Origin of the sequence: Streptomyces sp. SID14436, from assembly GCF_010548465.1 — a bacterium.
In the GTDB taxonomy this organism is placed as follows: domain Bacteria; phylum Actinomycetota; class Actinomycetes; order Streptomycetales; family Streptomycetaceae; genus Streptomyces.
Genome location: NZ_JAAGMD010000597.1, coordinates 18,244 through 42,791, shown reverse-complemented (window position 1 = coordinate 42,791; position 24,548 = coordinate 18,244). Strand labels below are relative to the sequence as shown.

Sequence of the window (24,548 nt, the reverse complement as noted above, 5' to 3'; positions counted from 1 at the left end):
CCGCCCAGGGTGAGCAGCGCGGCGCCGCCGGCCGTCGCCCGCACGGTCACGTCGGCGCCGAGCGCGGCGACGTCCCCGCGCCCGTCGTCCAGCGCGAACAGGAAGCGCCCCGACAGGGTCACCGCCGCCGTACTCGCGCACAGCGCCGCGTCCAGGGCCGTCAGCCACGGCCGGACGTCCCGCACGCCGTGCCCGTCCAGGCCGGACAGCGGGGACGCGACGACGTTCCGCACCCGTTCGTGCGCCGGTGACGGCAACAGCCCGGCAGGCTCCAGCAGTCCGGCGAGCTCCGCCCCGCACGCGGGGCGCAGGCCCCGCAGCTGGACGTTGCCCCGTGAGGTCAGATGCAGTTCGCCGTCGCCCAGCCGCCGGGCCGCGTCACCGAGCGACGTCGCCTGCCGCACGGTGAGCACACCGCCCGGGATCCGGACCCGGGCGAGCGCCCCGTCGTCCGCCGCGTGCAGTCTCAACGCACCCGGGCAGGCGTCGCCGCCGTCCCGGGAGACCGCTGTGGCCTGGGACGACGAGGGGTGGGGTGCCGTGGACATGGCGGCGAGCATACCCACCATCACACCGGGTGCACGCCCTGCCGCCCTTGCCGGGGGCCTACTATGCTCCTCGGCGGATCATCCGATCCGCCACCGCCACGACGGCGACAGGGGAGGAAGCCCGGTGCGAACCCGGCGCGGTCCCGCCACTGTGAATCCGGCCACTGAGGCCGGGTGAGCCAGGAACTCCCGCCGTCTACACCGCCCGGGGCGCGGACCCCGAGGAAGGCCAGACGACGCATGCCGTTCTCGTCCGGGGACCACCCCCAGCACGCCGGGCAGCCCCACGTCCTGCTGCTGTCGACCTCCGACACCGACCTGCTCAGTGCCCGCGCGGCCGACGGCCCCGTGCCCTACCGGTTCGCCAACCCCGCCCGGCTCCCGCTCGACGACCTGCCCGCCCTCCTCGACGGCGTCTCCCTCGTCGTCGTCCGCCTGCTCGGCGGCCTGCGCGCCTGGCAGGAGGGCCTGGACCTGCTGCTCGCCGACGGCCGCCCCGTCGTCGTCCTCACCGGCGAACAGGCCCCCGACGCCCAGCTGATGGCCGCCTCCACCGTCCCCGTCGGCATCGCCGCCGAGGCCCACGCCTACCTCGCCCACGGCGGCCCCGCCAACCTGGAACAGCTCGCCCGCTTCCTGTCCGACACGGTGCTGCTCACCGGCCACGGCTTCGACCCGCCCGCGCCCGCCCCCACCTGGGGCCCGCTGGACCGCGTGTCCCGCGGCGAGGGCCCGCTCGTCGCGGTGCTCTACTACCGCGCCCACCACATGAGCGGCAACACCGCCTTCGTCGACGCGCTGTGCTCGGCCATCGAGGACGCGGGCGGACGCGCCCTGCCGCTGTACGTGGCCTCGCTGCGCGCCCCCGAACCCGAGCTGATCGACGCGCTCGGGGCCGCGGACGCGATCGTCACCACCGTCCTCGCGGCCGGCGGCACGCGGCCCGCGGAAGCCTCCGCGGGCGGCGACGACGAGTCCTGGGACGCGGGCGCCCTCGCCGCCCTGGACGTGCCCATCCTCCAGGCGCTGTGCCTGACCGGCTCCCGCACCGTCTGGGAGGACAACGACGAGGGCGTCTCCCCGCTGGACGCGGCCAGCCAGATCGCCGTGCCCGAGTTCGACGGCCGCCTGATCACCGTGCCGTTCTCCTTCAAGGAGATCGACGCCGACGGCCTGCCCGCCTACGTCGCCGACCCCGAACGCGCCGCCCGCGTCGCCGGCATCGCCGTGCGCCACGCCCGCCTGCGGCACATCCCCGCCGCCCGCAAGCGCCTCGCCCTGGTGCTGTCCGCCTACCCGACCAAGCACTCCCGCATCGGCAACGCCGTCGGCCTGGACACCCCCGCCAGCGCGGTCGCCCTGCTGCGCCGACTGCGCGAGGAGGGCTACGACTTCGGCGACGGCGCCGACGTGCCCGGCCTGGCCTCCGGCGACGGCGACGAACTCATCCGCGCCCTCATCGAGGCCGGCGGCCACGACCAGGAATGGCTCACCGAGGACCAGCTCGCCCGCAACCCGGTGCGCATCCCGGCCGCCGACTACCGCCGCTGGTACGCCACCCTGCCCGAGGAACTGCGCACCGCCGTCGAACGGCACTGGGGCCCGCCGCCGGGCGAGATGTTCGTCGACCGCAGCCGTGACCCGGAGGGCGACATCGTCCTCGCCGCCCTGCGCTTCGGCAACCTGCTGATCCTCATCCAGCCCCCGCGCGGCTTCGGCGAGAACCCCATCGCGATCTACCACGACCCCGACCTGCCGCCCTCCCACCACTACCTGGCCGCCTACCGCTGGATCGCCGCCCCCGCCGACGACGGCGGCTTCGGCGCCGACGCGATGATCCACCTCGGCAAGCACGGCAACCTGGAGTGGCTGCCCGGCAAGAACGCCGGACTGTCCGCCGCCTGCGGCCCCGACGCCGCCCTCGGCGACCTCCCGCTGATCTACCCGTTCCTCGTCAACGACCCCGGCGAGGGCACCCAGGCCAAGCGCCGCGTCCACGCCACCCTCGTCGACCACCTCGTCCCGCCGATGGCCCGCGCCGACTCCTACGGCGACATCGCCCGGCTGGAACAACTCCTCGACGAACACGCCCAGATCGCGGCCATGGACCCGGCCAAGCTGCCCGCGATCCGCGCCCAGATCTGGACCCTCATCCAGGCCGCCCGCCTCGACCACGACCTCGGCCTCGACGACCGCCCCGACGACGACGGCTTCGACGACTTCCTGCTGCACGTCGACGGCTGGCTGTGCGAGGTCAAGGACGCCCAGATCCGCGACGGACTGCACGTCCTCGGCACCCCGCCGGACGGCGCCGACCGCGTCAACCTCGTGCTGGCCGTGCTGCGCGCCCGCCAGATCTGGGGCGGCACCACCGCCCTGCCCGGCCTGCGCGAAGCCCTCGGCCTCGACGAGTCCGCCGCCACCCGCACCACCGCCGACGCCGCCGAGGAGGAGGCCCGCGCCCTGGTCCAGGCGATGGAGGACGCCGGCTGGGACCCCGCGGCCGTCCCCGCCGACCGCGGTGAACAGGTCTCCGCGATCCTGGAGTTCGCCGCCCGCGAGGTCGTGCCCCGGCTGGCCGCCACCACCGCCGAACTCGCCCACGCCGTGCACGCCCTGAACGGCGGCTTCGTCCCGGCGGGCCCCTCCGGATCGCCGCTGCGCGGCCTGGTCAACGTGCTGCCGACCGGCCGCAACTTCTACTCCGTCGACCCCAAGGCCGTCCCCTCCCGGCTCGCCTGGGAGACCGGCCAGGCCCTCGCCGACAGCCTTCTTCAGCGCTACCGCGCCGACCACGGCGACTGGCCCACCTCCGTCGGCCTGTCCCTGTGGGGCACCAGCGCCATGCGCACCGCCGGCGACGACGTCGCCGAGGCCCTCGCCCTGCTCGGCGTCCGCCCCGTCTGGGACGAGGCGTCCCGCCGCGTCACCGGCCTCGAAGCCATTCCCCACGAGGAGCTGGGCCGGCCCCGCATCGACGTCACCCTGCGCATCTCCGGCTTCTTCCGCGACGCCTTCCCGCACACCGTCGGCCTCCTCGACGACGCGGTCCGCCTCGCGGCCGGACTGGACGAACCCGCCCACGTCAACCACGTCCGCGCGCACGTCCAGCAGGACCTGGCCGCACACGGCGACGAACGCCGCGCCACCACCCGCATTTTCGGCTCCCGCCCCGGCACCTACGGCGCCGGACTGCTCCAGCTCATCGACTCCCGCGACTGGCGCACCGACGCCGACCTCGCCGAGGTGTACACCGTGTGGGGCGGCTACGCCTACGGCCGCGAACTCGACGGCCGCCCCGCCCGGGACGAGATGGAGACCGCCTACCGGCGGATCGCCGTCGCCGCCAAGAACACCGACACCCGCGAACACGACATCGCCGACTCCGACGACTACTTCCAGTACCACGGCGGCATGGTCGCCACCGTCCGCGCCCTGCGCGGCACCGCCCCCGAGGCGTACATCGGCGACTCCACCCGCCCCGAGACGGTCCGCACCCGCACCCTCGTCGAGGAGACCTCCCGCGTCTTCCGCGCCCGGGTCGTCAACCCCAAGTGGATCGAGGCGATGCGCCGCCACGGCTACAAGGGCGCCTTCGAACTCGCCGCCACCGTCGACTACCTCTTCGGCTACGACGCCACCACCGGCGTCCTCGCCGACTGGATGTACGACAAGCTCACCGAGACCTACGTCCTGGACCCCGCCAACCGGGAGTTCCTCCAGCAGGCCAACCCGTGGGCCCTGCACGGCATCGCGGAACGGCTGCTGGAGGCCGAGTCGCGCGGCATGTGGGAGAAGCCGGATCCGGCGGTGCTCGATCAGCTGCGGCAGGTGTTCCTGGAGACGGAGGGCGAACTGGAGGGCGAGGACTGAACGCCCGCCGGTCCGCCCCCGGCCCGTCTCCCGCGGTCAGGCACGCTCCGGGGCGTTCGCCCCGGAGGGCGCCCGGCCCGGCAGGAACGTCACGTGCGGCGCCCCCGTCCCGGGATGGACACCGACGTCCGCCGCGACCCCGTACACCTCGGCCAGCAGCCCGGGGGTGAGCACCTCGGCGGGCGTCCCGGAGGCCACCACCTCGCCGTCGCACAGCACGTGCAGACGGTCGCAGTAGTACGCGGCCAGATTCAGGTCGTGCAGCGCGAGCAGCACCGTCGCGGGCAGCCGCCGCAGGGCACCCAGGATGTCCAACTGGTGCCGGATGTCCAGGTGGTTGGTCGGTTCGTCGAGGACCAGCAGCGCGGGCCGCTGGGCGAGGGCGCGGGCGATGAGCACCCGCTGGCGTTCGCCGCCGGACAGCCGGTCGAACGGCCGGTCCGCCAGGTGGCGGGCGCCGACCGCCGTCAGGGCGTCGCCGATCAGCGCCGCGTCCTCGGCGGTGTCGCCGTCGAGGAGCCGTTTGTGCGGGGTGCGGCCCATCGCGACGACTTCCCGGACCGCCAGGTCGAAGTCCGCGCCCGTGTCCTGCACCACCGCCGCGACCGTACGGGCCAGCCGCCGCACCGGCAGCGACCAGGCGTCGGCGCCGTCGACCCGCACCCGGCCGGAGTCCGGCCGCAGCACCCGGTAGACGGCGCGCAACAGGGTCGATTTTCCGCTGCCGTTGGGCCCGACCAGCCCGATGGTCTCGCCCGGGCGGGCGGTCAGGGACACGCCCCGCACCAGGCGCCGCGCGCCCGCGGACAGCGTGACGTCCTCCACGGAGAGTGCGGCGGCACCCGCGCCTTCGCCGCCCGGGGTGCCCGCGCCAGTGGCCGTCGGGTCCGTCATGCCGGTCCCCCCTCCGTGCCGCGCCGGGCGTCCCGGCGCATCAGCCACAGGAAGAACGGCCCGCCGCACAGCGCGGTGAGCACACCGACGGGGATCTCCATGGGTGCCGCGACGACACGGGCGCCGATGTCGGCCCAGATCAGGAACACCGCCCCGCCGAGCGCGGCCGTCGGCAGCACCCGGCGGTGGTCGGAGCCCACCAGCAGCCGCACCATGTGGGGCATCATCAGGCCGACGAAGCCGATCGGCCCGGCCGCCGCCACCAGCACCCCGGTGACCAGGGAGACCAGCACGAACAGGCGGGCCCGGAACCGCGCCACGTCCAGCCCCATCGTCGTCGCCGCCTCCTCACCGGCCAGCAGCAGGTTGAGGCTGCGGGCCTGCACCAGCAGGACCCCGACGCCCACGGCCAGGGCCAGCACGGGCAGCCACAGCGTGTCCCAGCCGACACCGCCGAGCCCGCCCAGGGTCCAGGCCAGCACCGCCCGGGCCTCGTTGCCCCGGTCGGTGGTCAGCAGCAGCAGGTTCAGCAGCGCGGTCAGCACCGCGGCGACCGCCACCCCGGACAGCACCAGCCGGGCCGAGGTGATCCGGCCGCCGGTACGGGCCGTGGCGTAGACGACGACCAGCGCCCCCATCGCCCCCGCGAACGCGGCGACCGACAACGACACCGCCCCGAACACGCTCACCCCGAACACGATCACCGCGACCGCCCCCAGCGACGCCCCGGAGGACACCCCCAGCAGGTAGGGCTCGGCGAGCGGGTTGCGCAGCAGGGCCTGCAGGGCGGCGCCGACGACGGCCAGCCCGGCACCGGTCACCGCGCCGAGCAGCACCCGGGGCGCCCGGACGTCCAGCACGATCGTCTCGCGCGCCCGCGACCATCCGGGCTCGGACCACTCCACGCCCCACGCGTGGGTGACGATGCCCCACACCTGCCCGGGCGGCACCCGCACCGACCCGATCGCCAGCCCCGCCGTGGCGGACGCCACGAGCAGGACGGCGAGGACCAGCAGGACCGCGGCCAGGCGCACGCGGCCCGGCGCGGCGCCCTTCCCGGACCCGACCGCGGTGCCGGCGCGGCTCACCGGAAACTCTCGGGGTGCAGCCCGCGCGCCAGGTCACCCACCGCGTGGGCCGACCGCACCCCGACCAGGGTGGCCGTCAACGGCAGCACGACGAACCGCTTGTTCCGGATCGCCGGCACGTCCTTCAGGGCGGGCTGCGCCAGCAGGAACCGCTTCTTCTCCTCGACGCTCCCGGCCCCGGCGTAGTCGTACACCGCGATCACCTCGGGGCGGCGCTCGACGACCTGCTCCCAGGACACGTCACCGAAGACGTCGTCGAGGTCGGCGAACACGTTCTCCCCGCCCGCCAGCCGGATCAGCTCCGTGCCCAGGCTCTTGCCGCCCGCGGTGAACGGCGCCTTGTCCCCGCTGTCGTAGACGAACACCGGCACCCGACGCTCGCCCTCGACGGCCTTCACCGCCTTCCCGACCCGGCCCCGCAGGTCGGCGACCAGCGCGTCGGCGCGCTCCGACACCCCGAAGATGCGGCCGACGGTACGGATCTCGTCGTAGGTGTCCCGCATCGTCACCCGCTTCTTCCCGCAGTACTCGCGGTTGAGGTGGGTGTCGACCCCCGCGTCGGCGAACGCCTTCCGGGAACGCCCCTGCTTCTCGTCGAAGGCGCTGCCGTACCCGCCGTAGACGAGGTCCGGCTCCACGTCGAGCACTTTCTCGAACGACGGTTCCCGCTTGGCCAGTTCGGGGACGGCCTCGTAGTCCGCTTTCAGCTCCGGCAACACCTCGGAGTCGGGGAAGGCGGTGCCGACCATGCGGTCCTTCAGCCCGAGCGCCAGCATCAGTTCCGCCGGGTGCTGGTGGATGGTGACGACCCGGGACGGGGGCCGCTCGTACGTCGTCCTCACACCGCAGTTGTCGACGGTGACGGGAAAGCCCTTCGGCGCCGGGACACTTGCCTTCGCCTCACCGGCGGCCCCGCCGCCGGACGCACCGCAGCCGGCGGTCAGCAGCACCGCCGACAGGGCGACGGCGACGGCCCGGAGACGGGGCGGGCGAAGCGACCGCGACGCCACGGGTGGACGGGGTGACCGGCGCGTGCGGGCAGGGGTGAACAAGGGGGACACGTGAGCCTCCTGGAGTCCGCGCTCCTCGGGACGGGCCCGCGACAGGCCAGTGTCCTGACTCCCGGATCGCTGTTCCCCCTCGCCTTCCCACGCGGCGCGCAGTGGCTTCGAACAGGGGTGCACTCCCCGGTCACAGTGGCGGGACCGTGCCGGATTCGCACCGGCTTCCTGTCTCCCGTCGCGGCGATGACCCGTCGATCCTACTGGCTCCCCGGAGGCTCCCGCTCCCGACGCCGGCGGGTGAACGGCCAGGAGGCGCGGGCCCCGCCCGCGCCGGCCCCGCGCCGGTGCCTCACGTGGCGTCGATCTGCTCCAGCAGCGTCCGGGCCTCGACGGTGCGGCGGTGGTCCGGGCCGAAGGAGGCCAGGCAGGCATCGTGCGCGGCGGCGGCCCGCTGACGGGCCTCGGCGGCGCGGCCCAGCCCCGACAGGGCGTTGGCGAAGGCCAGGTCGACGGCGCCGGTGTCCGGGAGCCGCTGGTGTCCGGGCAGGCCGCGGTGCAGCTTGTCCGCGGTCCGAGCCTCGGTGAGGGCGTCGTCGTGGCGGCCCTGGCCGTTGAGGCTGCGTGCCAGGCCGAGCCGCAGGACCAGGGCCTGCCGGTCACGTTCCGGATGGGCCGCCAGGGCCTCGCGGGCGACGGTCTCCGCCTCCTGGTGCCGCCCCTGCGCGTTGAGGGCGAAGGCCAGCCCGTTGCGCGCGGCCGCCATCAGGCGTGACGTCTCCGGGCCCGTCCTCCGGCCCGCGGCCTCGACGACCGCCGCGCACTCGGCCTCGCATTCGGCGTGCCGGCCGAGCGAGGTCATCTGCTGGGCGCGGTCCGAGCGCAGCTTCAGGGTCAGCCAGTGATCCGCTCCGAAGAACCGGCCGAACGCGGGCAGCGCTTCGTCGTAGGTGGCGAGCGCCTCGGCGTGCTTCCCCTGGGCGGCCGCCGCCAGGGCGGCGATGTTCAGCGCCACGGCCGCGTACTCGTCGTCGCGCTCCCGGGCCACGGCACGCGCCCCGGCCTCCGCCTCGGCGTAACGCCCGGCCTCGTACAGGGCCTTGGCCTCGCCCACGGGCGTACCCGCCATCGTCTCGGCGTCACTGCGGCGTCGTGCTCGGAACCATTTCATGACGGGCGAGCATAAACGCTGCGTGCGAGGGCCGTTCGGGCAGGCATGCCCCGGGCCTGGGCGGGCTTCGAGCGGTGCCGGGGGCACGGGGCATGGTCCGCCCCGTGCCCGATGCCTCACCGCGTGTTGGTCAAACCGCCCGTCACGGCGATGATCTCTCCCACCGTATAGCTCGAGTCGGCGTCCGAGGCGAGGTACACGTACGTGGGGGCGATCTCCTCGGGCTGGGCGACACGGCCCAGGGGGCCCTCGCTGCCGAGCTGCGCCAGGCCGTCCTGGGGCATGTGCTGGTCGGCGACGTTGAGCACCGTCCAGGTGGGGCCGGGGGCGACCACGTTGGCGCGGATGCCGTTTTTGGCCAGGTGCGGGGCGATCGACTTGGTGAAGTTGACCAGCGCCGCCTTGGCCGCGGCGTAGTCGATCATGGTGTTGCTGCCCTTGAGCGCCTCCTCCGACGCGGTCGCGATGACGGCGTCGCCCGCCTCGAGGTGCGGGCGGGCGGCCTGGACCAGGTGGAAGTAGGCGTACACGTTGACCTTGAACGAGCGGTCCCAGTCCTCGAAGTCGAGCTGCGAGAGGTCGGTCTGGCTGTTCAGGTGGGCCGTGTTGTTCACCAGGATGTTCAGGCCGCCCAGCTCGCGCACCGTCCGTTCGACGACGTCGCGGCAGTGGGACGCCTCGGCCAGATCGCCGGGCAGGAGCAGGCACCGCCGTCCTTCGGCCTCCACCGCGCGGCGGGTCTCCTCGGCGTCCTCCTGCTCGTCGGGCAGGTGGGCGATCGCGACGTCGGCGCCCTCGCGTGCGTACAGCACGGCCACGGCGCGGCCGATGCCCGAGTCCCCGCCGGTGATCAGCGCCACCTTGCCGCGCAGCTTGTCGGCCGCGCGGTAGCGTCCGGCCCGGTAGCGGGGCTTCAGCTGCATGTCCGACTCGCGCCCCGGGGGCTGCTGGCGCTGCTTGGGGTAGGGCGGCGTGGGCTCACCGGTCACCTGCGGACCGTCGGCCCGGGTGCGGGCGTCGTCCTGCTGCATGGGGAACCAACCTCCTGACGTTCTGCGGGGCCGGTGCCGGGTTCCCCGGGGCGCACGCTCGACACAGCGGGCGGTGCCCCCGGCCTCCGCCCGCCCGCCCGGCACGTCCTCCGCAGGCCCCGCGGTCCGGGGTGCCGCCGCCCCGGTCACGCCCCCGTGGGGCGGCCCGTGCTCTGGCGGACCACCAGGTGGGTGGCCAGCTCTATGCGCTGGGCGGCCTTGCCGGGGTCGCCCGGCTGGAGCAGCATGCGGGTGGCCTCCTCGGCCATGTGCTTCAGGGGCTGGTGGACGGTGGTCAGGGGCGGGCTGGACCACTGGGCCAGGGGGACGTCGTCGTAGCCGACCACGGACAGGTCCTCGGGGACGCGCAGGCCCTTGACGCGGGCGGCCTCCAGGACGCCGAGGGCCTGGAGGTCGCTGCCGGCGAAGACGGCCGTCGGCCGGTCGGGGCCCTCCAGCAGGGACATCGCGTGCTCGAAGCCGCCCTGCACGTGGAAGTCGCCGAAGCGGGTCAGGCGGGGGTCGGGTTCCAGGCCCGCCATGGCCATGGCCGAGCGGTAGCCGTCGAGGCGGGCGAGGGAGCAGAGCATGTCCTCGGGGCCGGTGACGATGGCGATGCGTTCGTGCCCCAGCTCGGTGAGGTGGCGGGTGGCGGCGAGCCCGCCGGCCCAGTTCGCGGAGCCGACCGAGGGCACGTCGGGGTCGGGGTCGCCCGCCGGGTCGATGACGACGAACGGGATGCCCGCGGCCCGGAGACGGCGTTTGACGTCCTCCGCCAGGAGTGAGAAGACCAGGACGACGCCCAGGGGTCTGCGGCGCAGCACGCCGTCGAGCCACTCCGGTGCCGGGGCGTGCCGGGTGCCGCTCTCGGTGAGCACCACCGTCGCCCCGTTCCGGCGGGCGACGCCCTCCACCCCTCTGATCAGCTCCATCGCCCAGATGCTCTCCAGCTCGTGGAAGACCAGCTCGACGAGCGGGGAGCGGGGCGCCGACGCGGCGCGCCGGCGGTAGCCGCGGTCCTGGAGCAGGCGCTCGACACGGTCCCGGGTGGTCGGGGACACGTCCGATCGGCCGTTGAGGACCTTCGAAACTGTCGGCATCGACACGCCGGCCTCTTTCGCGACCGCCGCCAGCGTCACTCTGCCGCTCACCTCGTCGTCTTCGTGCATGACCGCAATATAGGCCACGCGCGCTCGATAACGGTTTGGGTGAACGGGTGCATGACCGTTGACCGTTCACCGGGCCTGACCTACTGTCCCAGCGCATGGACTTTCGGCGAAGACGCCGAAACTTTCGAAAGGCGAACGATGAAGACACGCGCGCGCTTGCCCAGACTGGTCGCCTGCGGGGCGACGCTCGCCCTCGCGCTGGGGCTGACGGCCTGCGGTGGGGACAGCGGTGCCTCGGCGGACGGCGACAAGATCCATGTCCTGGTCTACGGGGACGCCACGAACAAGGTCGAGAAGCGGTTCGTGGACGAGTTCAACAAGACGTCCGACGTCAAGGTGGTCCTGGACACCATCCCCGGCGCGGACTACCAGAAGAAGCTGCAGACCATCCTCAGCACCCCGCAGGCCCCCGACGTCTTCTACAACTGGGGCGGCGGCAGCATCCGGCCGTTCGTGAAGGCGGACCTGCTGATGCCGCTGGACGACTTGATCAAGAAGAACCCGGACCTGGAGAACAAGTTCCTGCCGTCGGTCTTCCAGAACGCCGTCGTCGACGGCAAGGCGTACGGCATCCCGATGCGCGGCACCCAGCCGGTCCTGCTCTTCCACAACAAGGACGTGCTCAAGAAGGCGGGCGTCAAGCCGCCGAAGACCTGGGACGACCTGCTCGAAGCCGTCGAGAAGCTGAAGGCCGAGGGCGTCACGCCGATCGCGCTCGGCGCCGGCGACATCTGGACGACGCAGATGTGGTTCCAGTACCTCTTCGACCGCGTCGCCGGGCCCGAGCTGCTCCAGAAGGCCCTCGACGGCGACAAGAGCGCGTGGGAGAGCCCCGACGCGAAGAAGGCCCTGAGCATGATCACGGAGCTCGTCGACGCGGGCGCCTTCGGCAAGAACTACGACTCCGTCAAGTACACCAACGGCGGCTCGGTCCAGCTGCTGGCCTCGGGCAAGGCCGGCTTCGAGCTGATGGGCTCCTGGTACTACTCCCAGCAGCTCACCGACCACCCGGACTTCGCGGAGAAGGGCCTCGGCTACAGCACCTTCCCGTCCGTCGAGGGCGGCAAGGGTGACACGGCCAACATCGCCGGCAACACCAACAACTACTACTCGGTGATGAAGAAGACCAAGCACCCCGAGGCCGTCGCCGAGTTCCTCAAGCTCATGTACTCCGACGACTTCGTCAAGGCGCAGCTGGAGATCGGCAACCTGCCGACCACCACCAACACCGCCCAGTTCATCGACAAGTCGGAGCACGCCGAGTACGCGCGCTTCCAGTACGACCTGGTCAGTGACGCCCCGTCGTTCCAGCTCTCCTGGGACCAGGCGTACCCGCAGAAGGCCAGCTCGGACATGCACAAGGCCATCCAGCAGTTCTTCAACGGACAGCTCGACGCGGACGGCTTCATCAAGGCCATGCAGGCCCTCCCCACCGAGTGACGAACGGCTCATGACGACAAAGACGCTGAGCGTTCCGCCCGCCGCCGGGCCCCGCAAGGGGTCCCGGCGGCGGCCGGCCGCATCCTCCGCGGCACACGTGGGCCGCCCCGGCTTCGGCTGGGCGCTGCCTGCCGCCGTGTTCTTCGCCCTCTTCGCGATCACCCCCCTGGTCATGGTGGCGGTGCTGTCCTTCATGAGCTGGGACGGTCTCGGCTCGCCCGAGTTCGTCGGGCTGGACAACTGGTCGCGCCTGAAGGACGACCCGGTGATGTTCCAGAGCATCTGGCTGACCCTGCTCCTGACCGCGCTCGGTGTAGCCCTCCAGACGCCGCTGAGCATGGTGCTCGGTGTCTGGGCGGCGGGCCACCAGCGCAACCGCGCGGTGCTGTCGGTCATCTACTTCATCCCGCTGCTGCTGTCGGCCACGGCCGTCTCCGTGCTGTGGCGGGCGCTGCTCGACCCCAACTTCGGCATTCCGGCCGAGGCGGCCTGGCTTTTCGGCGACGGCAACCTGTTCGGTGAACAGGCAACCGCCATCGGGGTGCTGGCATTCGTCAGCACCTGGCAGTTCACGCCGTTCCACACGCTGATCTACCAGGGCGCCGCCCGGGCCGTCCCGCAGGTGCTCTACCAGGCGGCGGAGATCGACGGGGCGGGCCGCTACCGGCAGTTCTTCTCCATCACCCTGCCGCAGCTGCGCAACTCGATGATCACCTCGATGATCCTGATGATCGTCGGCGGTCTGACCACCTTCGAGACGGTGCTCATCCTGACCCAGGGCGGCCCCGGCACCGACACCACCATCAGCGCCTACTACATGTACGACAAGGCGTTCAAGGGCTTCGACTTCGGCGCGGGCTCCGCGATCGCCCTGGCCCTGGTCGTCGCGGCCACCGTCATCTCGCTGATCGTCGTCCGGGTCTCCGGCTACGACAAGATGCGCAGCACCATGGAGGGTGTGTCATGAGGCGCCGTCCGAACTACCTGGCCGGCGCCGGCTCGCTGATCTGGCTCTTCATCATCGGCCTCCCGCTGTACGTGCTGTTCGCGGCGACCGTGCGCACCCGACAGGACTACGCCGAGAACGGCCCGGTCTCGCTCCCGGACAGCTTCACCCTGGACAACTACACCGGGGCCTTCGACGCCGGGTTCGGCCAGTACTTCGTCAACACGCTGGTCGTCACCGGAGCGGTGATCGGCATCGTGCTGCTGCTGGTCCCGCCGCTCGCCTACGCGATCGTGCGCAGCCGGGGCCGGACCACGACGGCCGTCTTCCGGCTGTTCCTGCTCGGACTGGCCATCCCGGCCCAGGCCGTCATCGTGCCGATGTTCTACCTGATCAGCGAAGCCGGGCTGTACGACAACCTGCTCGGCGTCATCCTGCCCACGGCCGCGTTCTGCCTGCCCATGTCGGCGCTGATCCTCAGCGGCGCGATGCGCGACATCTCCCCGGAGCTGTACGAGGCGATGGCCATGGACGGCGCCTCCCCGCGGCGCATGTTCTTCCAGCTCGTGCTGCCGCTGTCCCGGGGCGGGCTGTCCACGATCGTGGTGTTCTCCGCCCTCCAGGCGTGGAACGGCTTCCTGTTCCCGCTCGTCCTGACCCAGTCCGACTCCAGCAAGGTGATCACCCTGGGTCTGTACAACTTCCAGACCGAGCACGGCATCGACATCCCCGGTCTGCTGGGAGCCGTCGTGATCTCCATGGTTCCCATCCTTCTCGTCTACCTGTTCGCCCGTCGCGCCCTGGTCCAGGGCCTGATGGGCGTCGGAGGAAAGTGACCGCCACCGTGGCCGTAGAGACCACCCCCGAAATCCCCCTCTGGAACGACCCCTCCCGGTCGGTCTCCGACCGGGTCGACGCGCTGATCGGCGCGATGACCCCGGAGGAGAAGATTGCCCAGCTGTACGGCGTGTGGGTCGGCGCGTCCGACCAGGGCGGCGAAGTGGCCCCGCACCAGCACGACATGGAGGAGGCCGTCGACCTCGACACCCTCCTGCCCGCCGGACTGGGCCAGCTGACCCGCCCGTTCGGCACGGTGCCCGTCGACCCGGCGCTCGGTGCGCTGTCCCTGCAGCGCACCCAGGCCCGCATCGCCTCGGCGAACCGTTTCGGCATCCCCGCCCTCGCCCACGAGGAGTGCCTCGCCGGATTCGCCGCCTGGGGCGCCACCGCCTACCCGGTGCCGCTGTCCTGGGGTGCCACCTTCGACCCAGGCGTGGTGCGCCGGATGGCCGCCACCATCGGCCGCGACATGCGGTCCGTCGGCGTCCACCAGGGCCTCGCGCCCGTCCTCGACGTGGTGCGCGACGCCCGCTGGGGCCGCGTGGAGGAGACCATCGGCGAGGACCCGTACCTCGTCGGCACCATCGGCACCGCCTACGTGCAAGGCCTGGAGTCCGCCGGCATCGTCGCCACCCTCAAGCACTTCGTCGGCTACTCCGCCTCCCGCGCCGGCCGCAACCTCGCCCCCGCCCCCATGGGCGCGCGGGAACGCGCCGACATCCTGCTGCCGCCGTTCGAGATGGCGGTCCGCGAGGGCGGCGCCCGCTCCGTCATGCACGCCTACAACGACATCGACGGCGTGCCCGTCGCCGCCGACGAGACCCTGCTGACCGGGCTGCTCCGGGACACCTGGGACTTCGACGGCACCGTCGTCGCCGACTACTTCGGCATCGCCTTCCTCAAGACCCTGCACGGCGTCGCCGCCGACTGGGCCGACGCCGCCCGCGCCGCGCTCACGGCGGGCGTCGACGTGGAGCTGCCCACCGTCAAGACCTTCGGCGCGCCGCTCGCCGAGGCGGTCGCCGACGGCCGCGTCCCGGAGGCCCTCGTCGACCGCGCCCTGCGCCGCGTCCTGACGCAGAAGGCGGAACTCGGCCTGCTCGACCCCGACTGGAGCCCCGTGCCGGCGGCCCTCGACGGCACCGACGCCGACGACCCGGACGCCCTGCGCGGCAAGGTCGACCTGGACCGCCCCGAGAACCGCGAACTGGCCCGCGAGCTGGCCGAGAAGGCCGTCGTCCTGCTCACCAACGACGGCACCCTGCCGCTCGCCCGGCCCCGCCGCATCGCCCTGATCGGCCCGAGCGCCGCCGAGCCGACCGCCGTACTGGGCTGCTACTCCTTCCCCCTGCACGTGGGCGTGCAGCACCCGGACGTGCCCGTCGGCATCGACCTGCCGACCCTGGCCGACACCCTCGCCGACGAGTTCCCCGCAGCCGACTTCACGGTCGCCCGCGGCACCGGCGTCGACGACGGGGACCTCACCGGCATCGACGCCGCGGTGGAGGCGGCCCGCGACGCCGACGTCGTCATCGCCGTCCTCGGCGACCGGGCCGGCCTGTTCGGCCGCGGGACCAGCGGGGAGGGCTGCGACGCCGAATCCCTCGCCCTGCCCGGGGCGCAGCAGCAGCTGCTCGACGCGCTCCTCGACTCCGGCCGCCCGGTGGTCACCGTCCTGCTCGCCGGACGTCCCTACGCGCTGGGCCGCGCCGCCACCGAGTCGGCGGCGGTCGTGCAGTCCTTCTTCCCCGGCGTCGAGGGCACCCACGCCATCGCCGGGGTGCTCGCCGGCCGGGTCGAGCCCTCCGGCCGGCTCCCGGTCAGCGTGCCGCGCGGCACCGGCGCCCAGCCGTCCACCTACCTCGGGGCGCGGCTCGCCCAGGCCAGCGACGTCTCCAACATCGACCCGACCCCGGCCTTCGGCTTCGGGCATGGCCTGACGTACACGTCCTTCGACTGGACCGACCTCACGGTGGACACCTCACAGGCGCCCACGGACGGCGAGGTCACCCTCGGCCTGACCGTCCGCAACACCGGCGGGCGTCCCGGCACCGAGGTCGTCCAGCTCTACCTGCACGACCCGGTCGCCTCCGTCGTCCAGCCGGTGCAGCGCCTGGTCGGCTACACCCGGGTCGCGCTGGAACCGGGGCAGTCCCGCCGCGTACACGTCACGGTGCCGGCCGACGTGGCCTCCTTCACCGGACGCGACGGCCGCCGGATCGTCGAACCGGGCGTCCTGCACCTGCGCCTGGCCGCGTCGAGCACCGACGCCCGCCTGACGGCGACGGTCACCCTGACCGGCCCGGAGCGCGAGGTGGACCACACCCGCCGGTTCCACGCGGAGTTCACCCTGGAGGGGTGACCCGTCCCCGCCCATGTCCCGGCCGGCCCGGACCGCACCCGTGCGGTCCGGGCCGGCCATGCGTCGGCACGGGGCCTGCCTCAGCGGAACGCGGCGGCGTTCTCGGCCCCCACTGCCCGAAAGCTCTGATGGGGGAGCCGTTGACCAACCGGACCGCTTGTGCACCTCGAGCAGTGCGTCGTGACGTCCCCACCGGGCCGATCTCCTCGACGGACACCTCGGGCCCCAGGGCCGTCCCGATGGCTCGAGCCTGCTGACGGGGTGTACGCGTTCCGGTCGGTCAGCGCGCGCGTACGTCCGCCCGCGGTGATGCGGCTCGGTCAGCGCCGCGTGGGCCGCCGCCGCGATGTCGGCGGGGTGGACGGTGGGAAGTTCGATGTCGGCATGAGGCACTCGGACCGACCGAGTGCTCCCGGACCGACTCCGCCCGCCACAGGGCGTTCGACGCGAGCTGCGTCGGACACAGGACCGTCCAGCCCGTCCCGTTGTCCCGCAACAGCCGCTCGGCGCACAGGTTGTCAGCGGCGGCGGGGGCAGGTGCGGACGGGTGCGCACGGTGATGGCTGACACGAGCACCACATGCTCCGCATCCGCCCACTGCCCGTTGTGGCACCCACTTCGGAAAATCCGTCGAGCTACGCGGGGCCGCCGCCTACCCTGACCGCATGGGCCACGCGAAGAGTTCGTACGTCTGCCTGCCGTGCCGGGCTTCGTACAAGCAGCCGTACGACAGAGAACGGCCGCACCGGATCTGCCCTCGTTGCGCGGAGCCGCTGATCCACGTGGGATCGGCCTTCGCGGCGCCGCCGCGTCGGGACACCGCCGCCTGGCGCACGCTGTCCGTTCTCCTCCACGCCGGCATCCGCTTTCACAAGAGCTGTTGCGGTGGGCCCGGATACCGTCCGCGTACCTTGACGGAGGTCCGCGAGCGCATGGCGTACGCCCGCCGCACGGGCGAGCCCTTCGCCCGGTCCCTGATTCGCCCGGAAGTGTCTTGAGGGACACGGCACTTCATCACCGCTGAGGCCGCTGACGAGGCGGCCGGGATGCCCCAGCTCGGACCGTCTCCTGGCCGCCCGCCGATGTTGGCACGTTACGACCTCGACTCCGCCGAGTACCGGGGCTTCGAGGAACTGCTGCTCGATCGTGAACCAGCCAAGCGCGCAGGGCTGTCGGACGTTCATCAGTCTCCCCGCAGCTGCGGCTGCGAGTCGTACCCGCCGGGCGGCAAGACGGTGTGGGCGGAGTGCGCCCGGCGGGCACCGCTCAGGACGAGCCCCGGCTCTCCCAGCGGTCCCGGAACCACGTCAGCGTCTCGGTGAGCAGTTCCCGGTTGCGCTCCTTCTCCAGCAGGGACAGCCGGATGTTGGGGCGCAGCTCCAGCTTGCCCTCCGGGATGTCGACACCGTCCAGGGCGTTGAGGCGGGTCAGGAGTTCGGCGCGCAGCGCGCGGTCGGTGAACGGCTCCCGTGCGGCCATGTACTGGAACACCACCTCCGCCGTGCCCCCGCGCCCGGCGCCCGGGCAGAGCGTCATCGGCCAGATGCCGCGACCGGGTCCACCGACCTCACCGAGCATGAGGTACGCACTCGTGGTGACGTGTCCCGCGCCGTGGCCGATCCAGCCGCCCAGTGCCTCCCAGTGGGCGAGGAGGGCGCGGACCGCTTCGACCGTCTCGGGGGAGTCGTCCGCGGCGAGCTGGCGGAAGAAGCGTTCGGCGCGGGTCTCCTCGCCCGGTGCTTCCGCGGTTCCGGCCTGAGCGGTGTCCTCTCCGTCCGCCCGGTCGTCGTCCGTGCCGGCGAGCAGCGCGGCGAGGTCGTCGGCGGTGAGCCGCTGGGCCGGGTCGGCGGCCCCGGCGGCCGTGAAGCGGACGCCGTCGGCGGCCAGCCGGGCGCGGATGTCGTCGCTTCCCGCCTCCTGAGGGGTCGCCCACCGGAAGCCGTCGGAGACCTTGCCCTCGGAAGTCAGGACACGGTACGCGTTCGTCACTCCGGGGGTGTTGGCCAGGTGGTTGCCGACGGCCTGGGCGCCGGAGCCGAGGAACGCGGCGAGGTCGCCGTAGGAGGTCCACGTGCCGTGGGGGAGTGCGGCGAGAACCTGGTGGGCGAGCTGCCAGTCGCGGCTGCGCTCCGCCCGGCCGACTCCGCGCAGCGGGGCCGGCCACAACGCGATGGCACGGTCGGCGAGTTCGTCGGCACGGGCCAGGATCTCGCGCACGCCCCAGCGCTCGGTGGCGGCGATGCGGCGGTTCATCTCCAGGTGACTGCTGTGCAGCAGATCTTGCTTGCGCTCGAAGGGGTGGTTGGACAACTCCGAGTTGACCGCAGTGAGTGTCAGGTTGCCGAGGGTGTGCTGGAACCGGGCGTGCAGTTCCTCCGCGGTCTCGCCCTCGTCGGCCTCCTCGCCCAGAACACGCAGCCACTCGTCGCCGGGCGACTGCGGCATGACGTGCTCCACGGTGAACTGTGCGGCGGCGAAGTCGACCGGTTCCGGGTGCTCGTAGCTCTCCTCCAGCCGTTGCAGCACCAGTTTGCGCTGCTGCCACCTGCCGTACTGGTAGAACGGTGCTGTCCGGATCTTCTCGCGCAGTTCGGCGTCATCGGGCCAGAAGCGGTTCTCGGAGGAGAGGAGCCTGTGCAGGCCCTCGGTGACGGGCACGTCGAGCGGAAGCTGACCCGGCACGGCCTGGAAGATGCGGTTGAGGTTGTTGGTCGGCACCCGGCAGATCATCCGGCGGACGAGGAAGCTCTCGATGTACGCGAGGGCACGGGCGGTCTCGGAGGCATCGAGTTCCCCACGTTCACGCCGGTCGAACAGCAGCATCAGGGCCGGGTAGGTGACGGCCGCGTGCCACCCGTCCAGGCGGCGCAGGGCGGCTCGGATCGCGGGATCGGCCTCTTCCTCGGGGTGCAGCAGCCGACGGAAGTGGGCACTGCGGCGGTGCAGTTCCCTGATGTACGCCTCGATCTCCGCCTCGCCGGTCCCGGACTTCTCGAAGCGCTTCTGCTGGGCGGTGTACAGATCCTGGCGGCGGACCCGGTCGTCTCCGTCCAGCACGAGTTGCAGCCACATGAGCTGCTCCAGCTCGTCGTTGCTGAGACTGTTCTGCAGGGGCAGCCAATAGGTCTCGTAGACGTGCTCGCCGCGCGTTGGCAGCCGCATGAAAAGGTAGTTGCGCAGCAGGTCGGCCTGGCTCAGCTTCAGGCCGGTGTTGTTGAGCGACTCGAAGATGCGATGCACGTTGTCGCCGCGTTCGGCGGTCACCGCCACCAGCGTGAGTCGCGAGGTGATCGCTTGCTCGATGCGGAACACGTCCTGCGGGGCAGCAGGGTCGTCCGCCTCGACGAGCTTCCTGCGGAAGAAGGCGTAGGCGGTGGCGACACCGCTGCCGGCGGCCTGCTCGCTGAGGGGGCCGCGGATGTGTGCGGCGAACTGCGGCCGGTCAGCCTGCGTCGGCAGCAGGCGGAGGTGGTCGTGGCCGCTGTTCCATTTGTTGATCAGGTACTGCTCGTCGATGCGCTGGGCCTGGTCTGGCGCGGTGTCCGCGACGTGATCGCGGATGGCGGCCAGGGCCAGAGACAACGTGGTCAGTCGCTGCTGACCGTCGACGACGAGCCAGCGGGGGAACGTAGCGTCGTTCTGCGGTGATGGCGCGAGCACGACCGAACCGAGGAAGTGCGTGCTCGCCTTCTCCTCCTGCGACTCGAGCAGGCCTGCCTGTTCCAGGATGTCGCTCCACAGCTGCTTGAGGTGCTTCTCGGTCCAGGAGTACGTCCGTTGGTAGAGCGGTACCTGGAACTGCTGAGCCCTGCCTTGCACGAGATCGGCGAACAATGTTTCCTTGGCCTGCATATGGCCCCCTTGATCCTCGGTCGTCCGCCGCCGATTACACCAGGTCCGACCGGGCTCTCGTACTGGAAAGCCCCATGAGGTGCGGAACCGTCGGAGAACTGGTCACACCGTGAACCGAGTCACCACGGGATAGCTCGTCCTCCAACGGCCCGAGGACGACGACGTCCCCGGGCCGACGGTCTCCTGTCGCGCGGTCAGTCGCGGCGCACGACGAACTGCGAGCCCGGTTCGACGCAGACGTCGCCCTCCGCCGAGCCGGTGATGGTGACGTCCGTCAGGGTGGCGCTGCCCCGGGCTCCGCTCATCGCGAGGACTCCGCAGCCGTTGACCGACCCGTCGATGCGGACGTTGTCCACCGTCACGTCCGGCAGTGCGCCGCCGCCCGTCTTGAACTGGATGCCGTCGTAGGTGGAGTCATGGATGTCGGTGTCCCGGATGGTGACGCCCGGGATGTCCGGACCCTGGGCGAACAGGGTGATGGCGCCGAACTCCTGGGCCTCGTTCCAGAACGCCCCGCCGGTGCGGTGCAGGGCGTTGCCGGCGATGAGGGTCCGTCCCGAGAAGGGCAGCGGATCGTGGTCGGTGGCGAGCATGATGCCCGGGTAGTTCATCGTGTCGGACACGACGTTGTTCTCGATGGTGTTGCCGTGGCCGCCGTACACGGCGATGCCGTTGGCCCGCCAGGGCAACTGGACGGTGTTGTTGCGGAAGTGGTTGTCGTGGCCGACGTCCACGGCGGGGTCCTTGACGTACTTGCTGGCCCACACGGCCAGGGAGTCGTCACCGGTGTTGCGGAAGGACGAGTCGAAGACGGTCGAGTTGCGGGTGCCGTTGGCGAAGTTGATGCCGTCGGCGTACGTGTTGCGGATCCGCATGCCGGTGAACTCCAGCCCGTCGCCCGGCCCCCACAGCTCGGGGATGTTCGAGTGGTCCCGGCCTACCCAGACGCCGACGTTGGCGTGCTCGATCCACACGTTGCTGATCCGGGTGTTCCGGCCGAACCGGCCGTTGAGGCCGACGCCCCCTTCCGCGTTGCCGTCCCCGCCCCGGATCGTGCCGGAGCCGAAGACGGCCAGGTCGGAGATCCTCGTGTTGTCGTCGATGTCGAAGCCGAAGTTCCCCTCGTGCGGGTGGTTGATGCCGCCGGCCTCGTGGGGCGGGGTGAGGGTGTACAGCTGGGAGTGCCACATGCCCGCGCCGCGGATGGTGACGTCCCGGACGCACACCGGCTTGTCCGACCCCTCCCGTTCCACCACGGCGTCCCAGCCGATCTGGGCGGTGTCGGGGGCGATCCGGTCGAACGACCGGAGGGTGGCGCGCACCCGGACGCGGGAACCGACCGGGACCGGGGCGGGGAAACGGACCCGGAGGAAAGACCCGCAAGAACTGAGTCGTAGGAGATCTCCAGCGCGTGCTACTGTGACGCGTTTGCGTGGTCGTCGCGGTGGGACGATACCGCCCGTACGCATCCGCCGGTGCGGGGGCCGTGTCGTCCGCCGGGCCTTCCTCGGTACGCCCCCTGCGGAAGGCCCCCTTCATGAAGCACCCCGACGACTCCGGCACCTTCGCCGCCCTGGGACTGCCCGGCGCGGTACTGCGCACCCTGGACGAGCAGGGCGTGCGCGCACCCTTCCCGATCCAGGCCGCCACGCTGCCCGACGCCCTGCGAGGACGCGACGTCCTGGGCCGCGGGCGCACCGGCTCCGGCAAGACGCTCGCCTTCGGCCTCCCCCTGCTGACCCGCACGGCCGGGCGGCGCGCCGAACCGAAGCAGCCGCTCGCCCTGATCCTGGTGCCCACCCGGGAGCTGGCCCAGCAGGTCACCCAGGCGCTTCAGCCGTACGCCGAGGCACTGCGGCTGCGCATGGCCACGGTCGTCGGCGGCATGTCCATCGGCCGGCAGATCACCGCGCTCCGGCAGGGAGCCGAGGTCGTCGTCGCCACCCCCGGACGCCTGCACGACCTGGTCGAGCGGAACGCCTGCCGGCTGGGGCGGGTGCGGATCACCGTGCTGGACGAGGCCGACCAGATGTGCGACCTGGGCTTCCTGCCCCAGGCCGTCGACGCGCTCGACCGGGTCCACCCCGACGGCCAGCGGATGCTGTTCTCGGCCACCCTGGACGGCGACGTCGACCAGTTGGTCCGGCGCCACCTCCGCGATCCCGTCGTCCACTCGGTCGACCCCGCGGAGGGCACCGTCACGACGATGCGGCACCACCTCCTCGTCGTCCACGGCCCCGACCGCTACGCCGTCTGCACGGAGATCGCCGCCCGTGACGGCCGCGTCCTGCTGTTCCTCGACACCAAGCACGCCGTCGACCAGCTCACCCGCCACCTGCGCGCCTCCGGGGTGCCCGCCGGGGCCCTGCACAGCGGCAAGTCCCAGCCCCAACGCACCCGCACCCTCGCGCAGTTCAAGGACGGCCACCTCACCGCCCTGGTGGCGACGAACGTCGCCGCCCGCGGACTGCACATCGACGACCTCGACCTCGTCGTCAACGTCGACCCGCCCACCGACCCCAAGGACTACGTGCACCGCGCGGGCCGCACCGCCCGCGCCGGCGAGTCCGGCACCGTCGTCACGCTGGTGCCGGCGGGCGGACGCCGTGAAGCGGCCCGCGTCATCGCCGAGGCCGGCATCGAGGCGGGCGTCACCAAGGTGCGCTCCGGCGAGGCGGAACTGAGCCGCATCACCGGCGCCAGGACCCCCTCCGGGTCCCCGCTCGACGGCGGGCCCGCCGCCCCCCGGCCCAAGAACACCAACCGTCCCTTCCGTGGGCTCGGCACCAGCAAGGACACCTCGCGCGGCGGCGGCAGGCCGTCCCGCAAGGCGGGCGAGGCCCGCAAGCTGGCCGAGGCCCGGAAGGCGGCCCACGTGCGGCGCAACGGCTGAAGGGCCTGCCCCGCGAACACCGGCACGGCAGGCTGTGCCGGCACCACCCCCGAACCCAGGAGGCACCATGACCACAGAGCCCGTCCCCACCGAAGGTTCGGAGCCGGCCGCCCCCGGGACGCCCCCGCTGGAGCCGGACGGCGATGGCACCTACGACCTCAAGCGCAAGTTCCGTGAGGCCCTGGAGCGCAAGCGCGGCACGCAGGCGAAGACGGCCGAGTCGGGCGCCGGCCCGAACGCCTCGAAGGTCCGTGGGGCGCACGGACCGGCCGCGAACCAGCGGTCGTTCCGGCGCAAGAGCGGCGGCTGAGCCGACCGGCCACGGAGGCCCGGGTGCGTACCCGGGCCTCCCCGCGGGTCAGCTCCGGTCCCGCTCCAGCCCTGCCACGAACCCGGCCCAGGCGCTCCGCGCGAACGCGAGGCACGGACCCCGGCGCTCCTTGGAGTCCCGTACGTGTATGAGGGCGGGGTCGGCGGCGACCTCGACGCACGCCCCGCCCTCGCCGCTGCTGTAGCTGCTCTTGAACCAGTCCAGCCGTGCCGGCCGTTCAGTGTTCATCGGTCTCCCAGCATCGTCTCGATCAGGGCCAGCGACTCCTCCGGGGTGAGTGCCTGCGCCCTGATGCTGCCGTAGCGTGCGGCAAGGGTACGTACCTCGTCCGGGTCTGTAATCAGACGGCTGACGTGCTGTACTTCGAGGTAGGCCACCTGCGGTCTGCCTTTCGGCGTGAGCAGGATGAAGGGCCCGCCCAGGCTGGGATGCTCCTTGCGGTCCGTCGGCAGTACCTGGAGTTCCACACTGCGCAGCCCGCCGAACTTCAGCAGCGCTTCGAGCTGTTGCCGATGAACGTCCCATCCGCCGAGCGGACGGCGCAGCACGGACTCCTCGATGGTGAAGGTCGTGAAGGGCGGGGGCCAGCGGGTGAAGACCTGTTGACGGTCCAGCCGCGCGGCCACCCGCTGTTCCACGGTTGCCTCGTCCAGCAGGGGCCGGCGGGTGCCGAACACCACCTGTGCGTGCGCCTCGGTCTGGAGGAGGCCGGGAACGGCGAGTGAGCTGTAGTCGTGCAGCTCGACCGCCTCCGCCTCCAACCGCGCATAGTCCCGGAACCACTCCGGATGCCGCACCCGGCGACGGGACTTCGCCCGTTCCACGTCCTCCGCGGCCGACGCGAGCAGGCCGCCGCAGTCGAGCAACCGGTCGACGGCGAGGAGCAGTTCGGGCTGGGGCGTACGCCGTGCGCGCTCGACCGAGGAGATCGTCTCCTCGCCGTAGCCGACCCGGTCGCCCAGCTCCCGCTGGCTCAGCCCGGCCCGCTCCCGGGCGACCCTGATCTGCCGCCCCAGTGCCCGGAACAGGTCCGTGACCTCGTCCGTACCGTCCGCCTCACCGCCCGGGGAAACGCCCGTACCCGGCTGCACCGTCATGCCGCACCACCA

Annotated in this window: 17 protein-coding genes, 3 pseudogenes and 2 riboswitches; of the genes and pseudogenes, 8 read left to right on the top strand and 12 right to left on the bottom strand. The window is 72.4% G+C overall.

What is annotated here, in order from left to right; all coding sequences use genetic code 11:
* Positions 1-569 (bottom strand): annotated as a pseudogene (locus G3I53_RS21205) (cobalamin biosynthesis protein CobG); the annotation flags it as partial.
* Positions 570-661: 92 nt separating this feature from the next.
* Positions 662-737, top strand: a riboswitch (cobalamin riboswitch).
* A 51-nt stretch (positions 738-788) separates the two neighbouring features.
* Between G3I53_RS21205 and cobN the strand changes: the two are divergent.
* Positions 789-4,421 (top strand): cobaltochelatase subunit CobN, encoded by a 3,633-nt coding sequence (gene cobN, locus G3I53_RS21200; RefSeq protein ID WP_164334894.1) that lies wholly within the window; start codon positions 789-791, stop codon positions 4,419-4,421.
* A 36-nt stretch (positions 4,422-4,457) separates the two neighbouring features.
* Here cobN and G3I53_RS21195 read toward each other — a convergent pair whose 3' ends face one another.
* The 6 genes from G3I53_RS21195 to G3I53_RS21170 form a co-directional block, all read right to left on the bottom strand.
* Positions 4,458-5,315 carry an ABC transporter ATP-binding protein gene (locus tag G3I53_RS21195; RefSeq protein WP_164334896.1) on the bottom strand — a complete coding sequence of 286 codons (858 nt, stop codon included), beginning with the start codon at positions 5,313-5,315 and terminating at the stop codon, positions 4,458-4,460.
* On the bottom strand, positions 5,312-6,349 hold the full coding sequence (locus tag G3I53_RS21190; protein ID WP_343240662.1) for an iron ABC transporter permease: 1,038 nt from the start codon (positions 6,347-6,349) through the stop codon (positions 5,312-5,314). The genes G3I53_RS21195 and G3I53_RS21190 overlap by 4 nt, the downstream gene beginning before the upstream one ends.
* Before the next feature lie 50 nt (positions 6,350-6,399).
* Positions 6,400-7,413 carry an ABC transporter substrate-binding protein gene (locus G3I53_RS21185; RefSeq protein WP_343240660.1) on the bottom strand — a complete coding sequence of 338 codons (1,014 nt, stop codon included), beginning with the start codon at positions 7,411-7,413 and terminating at the stop codon, positions 6,400-6,402.
* A gap of 92 nt (positions 7,414-7,505) precedes the next feature.
* Positions 7,506-7,659: riboswitch (cobalamin riboswitch) on the bottom strand.
* Between the two features lie 97 nt (positions 7,660-7,756).
* On the bottom strand, positions 7,757-8,575 hold the full coding sequence (locus G3I53_RS21180) for a tetratricopeptide repeat protein (protein ID WP_164438657.1): 819 nt from the start codon (positions 8,573-8,575) through the stop codon (positions 7,757-7,759).
* A 116-nt stretch (positions 8,576-8,691) separates the two neighbouring features.
* Positions 8,692-9,606: an SDR family oxidoreductase gene (locus tag G3I53_RS21175; RefSeq protein ID WP_164337214.1), complete on the bottom strand. Its 915-nt coding sequence runs from the start codon at positions 9,604-9,606 to the stop codon at positions 8,692-8,694.
* Between the two features lie 146 nt (positions 9,607-9,752).
* Positions 9,753-10,775, bottom strand: a complete 1,023-nt coding sequence (locus tag G3I53_RS21170) for a LacI family DNA-binding transcriptional regulator (RefSeq protein WP_164337213.1) — start codon at positions 10,773-10,775, stop codon at positions 9,753-9,755.
* 138 nt (positions 10,776-10,913) lie between these two features.
* Here G3I53_RS21170 and G3I53_RS21165 point away from each other — a divergent pair, with 138 nt between their 5' ends.
* From G3I53_RS21165 to G3I53_RS21150, 4 genes are read left to right on the top strand one after another with little or no spacing between them, the layout of a single operon-like run.
* On the top strand, positions 10,914-12,215 hold the full coding sequence (locus G3I53_RS21165) for an extracellular solute-binding protein (protein WP_164337212.1): 1,302 nt from the start codon (positions 10,914-10,916) through the stop codon (positions 12,213-12,215).
* Between the two features lie 10 nt (positions 12,216-12,225).
* Positions 12,226-13,182 (top strand): sugar ABC transporter permease, encoded by a 957-nt coding sequence (locus G3I53_RS21160; RefSeq protein ID WP_164337211.1) that lies wholly within the window; start codon positions 12,226-12,228, stop codon positions 13,180-13,182.
* Positions 13,179-13,997 (top strand): carbohydrate ABC transporter permease, encoded by an 819-nt coding sequence (locus G3I53_RS21155; protein WP_164337210.1) that lies wholly within the window; start codon positions 13,179-13,181, stop codon positions 13,995-13,997. Before G3I53_RS21160 ends, G3I53_RS21155 begins: the two co-directional genes overlap by 4 nt.
* Positions 13,994-16,363, top strand: coding sequence for a glycoside hydrolase family 3 N-terminal domain-containing protein (locus G3I53_RS21150; protein ID WP_343240659.1), 2,370 nt, complete (start codon positions 13,994-13,996; stop codon positions 16,361-16,363). Before G3I53_RS21155 ends, G3I53_RS21150 begins: the two co-directional genes overlap by 4 nt.
* Here G3I53_RS21150 and G3I53_RS34055 read toward each other — a convergent pair.
* Positions 16,347-16,948, bottom strand: a pseudogene (locus tag G3I53_RS34055) (hypothetical protein); the annotation flags it as partial. The gene G3I53_RS21150 and the pseudogene G3I53_RS34055 overlap by 17 nt on opposite strands.
* An 80-nt stretch (positions 16,949-17,028) precedes the next feature.
* On the opposite strand from G3I53_RS34055, the gene G3I53_RS34050 reads away from it, so the two are divergent.
* The gene (locus tag G3I53_RS34050) at positions 17,029-17,361 is read left to right on the top strand and encodes a deoxyxylulose-5-phosphate synthase (RefSeq protein WP_239064018.1); all 333 of its coding nucleotides are present in this window, start codon (positions 17,029-17,031) and stop codon (positions 17,359-17,361) included.
* A 268-nt stretch (positions 17,362-17,629) separates the two neighbouring features.
* Here the strand turns inward: G3I53_RS34050 and G3I53_RS21145 are convergent, their stop codons facing one another.
* Positions 17,630-20,215: a DUF262 domain-containing protein gene (locus G3I53_RS21145; protein ID WP_164337208.1), complete on the bottom strand. Its 2,586-nt coding sequence runs from the start codon at positions 20,213-20,215 to the stop codon at positions 17,630-17,632.
* Positions 20,216-20,409: 194 nt separating this feature from the next.
* Positions 20,410-21,435: pseudogene (locus G3I53_RS21140) on the bottom strand (right-handed parallel beta-helix repeat-containing protein); the annotation flags it as partial.
* A gap of 317 nt (positions 21,436-21,752) precedes the next feature.
* Here G3I53_RS21140 and G3I53_RS21135 point away from each other — a divergent pair.
* Both G3I53_RS21135 and G3I53_RS21130 read left to right on the top strand, forming a co-directional pair.
* On the top strand, positions 21,753-23,108 hold the full coding sequence (locus G3I53_RS21135) for a DEAD/DEAH box helicase (protein WP_164337207.1): 1,356 nt from the start codon (positions 21,753-21,755) through the stop codon (positions 23,106-23,108).
* Between the two features lie 67 nt (positions 23,109-23,175).
* On the top strand, positions 23,176-23,418 hold the full coding sequence (locus G3I53_RS21130) for a DUF5302 domain-containing protein (protein WP_164337206.1): 243 nt from the start codon (positions 23,176-23,178) through the stop codon (positions 23,416-23,418).
* Positions 23,419-23,466: 48 nt separating this feature from the next.
* Here the strand turns inward: G3I53_RS21130 and G3I53_RS21125 are convergent, their stop codons facing one another.
* Positions 23,467-23,667 (bottom strand): DUF397 domain-containing protein, encoded by a 201-nt coding sequence (locus G3I53_RS21125; RefSeq protein ID WP_164337205.1) that lies wholly within the window; start codon positions 23,665-23,667, stop codon positions 23,467-23,469.
* Positions 23,664-24,536: a helix-turn-helix transcriptional regulator gene (locus G3I53_RS21120; RefSeq protein ID WP_164337204.1), complete on the bottom strand. Its 873-nt coding sequence runs from the start codon at positions 24,534-24,536 to the stop codon at positions 23,664-23,666. Before G3I53_RS21120 ends, G3I53_RS21125 begins: the two co-directional genes overlap by 4 nt.
* Positions 24,537-24,548: the final 12 nt, after the last annotated feature.

Excerpts from the sequence above, each read along its gene's own strand:
- cobN (WP_164334894.1), top strand. The coding sequence starts at position 789 with ATGCCGTTCTCGTCCGGGGACCACCCCCAGCACGCCGGGCAGCCCCAC.
- G3I53_RS21195 (WP_164334896.1), bottom strand. The coding sequence starts at position 5,315 with ATGACGGACCCGACGGCCACTGGCGCGGGCACCCCGGGCGGCGAAGGC.
- G3I53_RS21180 (WP_164438657.1), bottom strand. The coding sequence starts at position 8,575 with ATGAAATGGTTCCGAGCACGACGCCGCAGTGACGCCGAGACGATGGCG.
- G3I53_RS21175 (WP_164337214.1), bottom strand. The coding sequence starts at position 9,606 with ATGCAGCAGGACGACGCCCGCACCCGGGCCGACGGTCCGCAGGTGACC.
- G3I53_RS21170 (WP_164337213.1), bottom strand. The coding sequence starts at position 10,775 with ATGCACGAAGACGACGAGGTGAGCGGCAGAGTGACGCTGGCGGCGGTC.
- G3I53_RS21165 (WP_164337212.1), top strand. The coding sequence starts at position 10,914 with ATGAAGACACGCGCGCGCTTGCCCAGACTGGTCGCCTGCGGGGCGACG.
- G3I53_RS21160 (WP_164337211.1), top strand. The coding sequence starts at position 12,226 with ATGACGACAAAGACGCTGAGCGTTCCGCCCGCCGCCGGGCCCCGCAAG.
- G3I53_RS21155 (WP_164337210.1), top strand. The coding sequence starts at position 13,179 with ATGAGGCGCCGTCCGAACTACCTGGCCGGCGCCGGCTCGCTGATCTGG.
- G3I53_RS34050 (WP_239064018.1), top strand. The coding sequence starts at position 17,029 with ATGGGCCACGCGAAGAGTTCGTACGTCTGCCTGCCGTGCCGGGCTTCG.
- G3I53_RS21145 (WP_164337208.1), bottom strand. The coding sequence starts at position 20,215 with ATGCAGGCCAAGGAAACATTGTTCGCCGATCTCGTGCAAGGCAGGGCT.
- G3I53_RS21135 (WP_164337207.1), top strand. The coding sequence starts at position 21,753 with ATGAAGCACCCCGACGACTCCGGCACCTTCGCCGCCCTGGGACTGCCC.
- G3I53_RS21130 (WP_164337206.1), top strand. The coding sequence starts at position 23,176 with ATGACCACAGAGCCCGTCCCCACCGAAGGTTCGGAGCCGGCCGCCCCC.
- G3I53_RS21125 (WP_164337205.1), bottom strand. The coding sequence starts at position 23,667 with ATGAACACTGAACGGCCGGCACGGCTGGACTGGTTCAAGAGCAGCTAC.
- G3I53_RS21120 (WP_164337204.1), bottom strand. The coding sequence starts at position 24,536 with ATGACGGTGCAGCCGGGTACGGGCGTTTCCCCGGGCGGTGAGGCGGAC.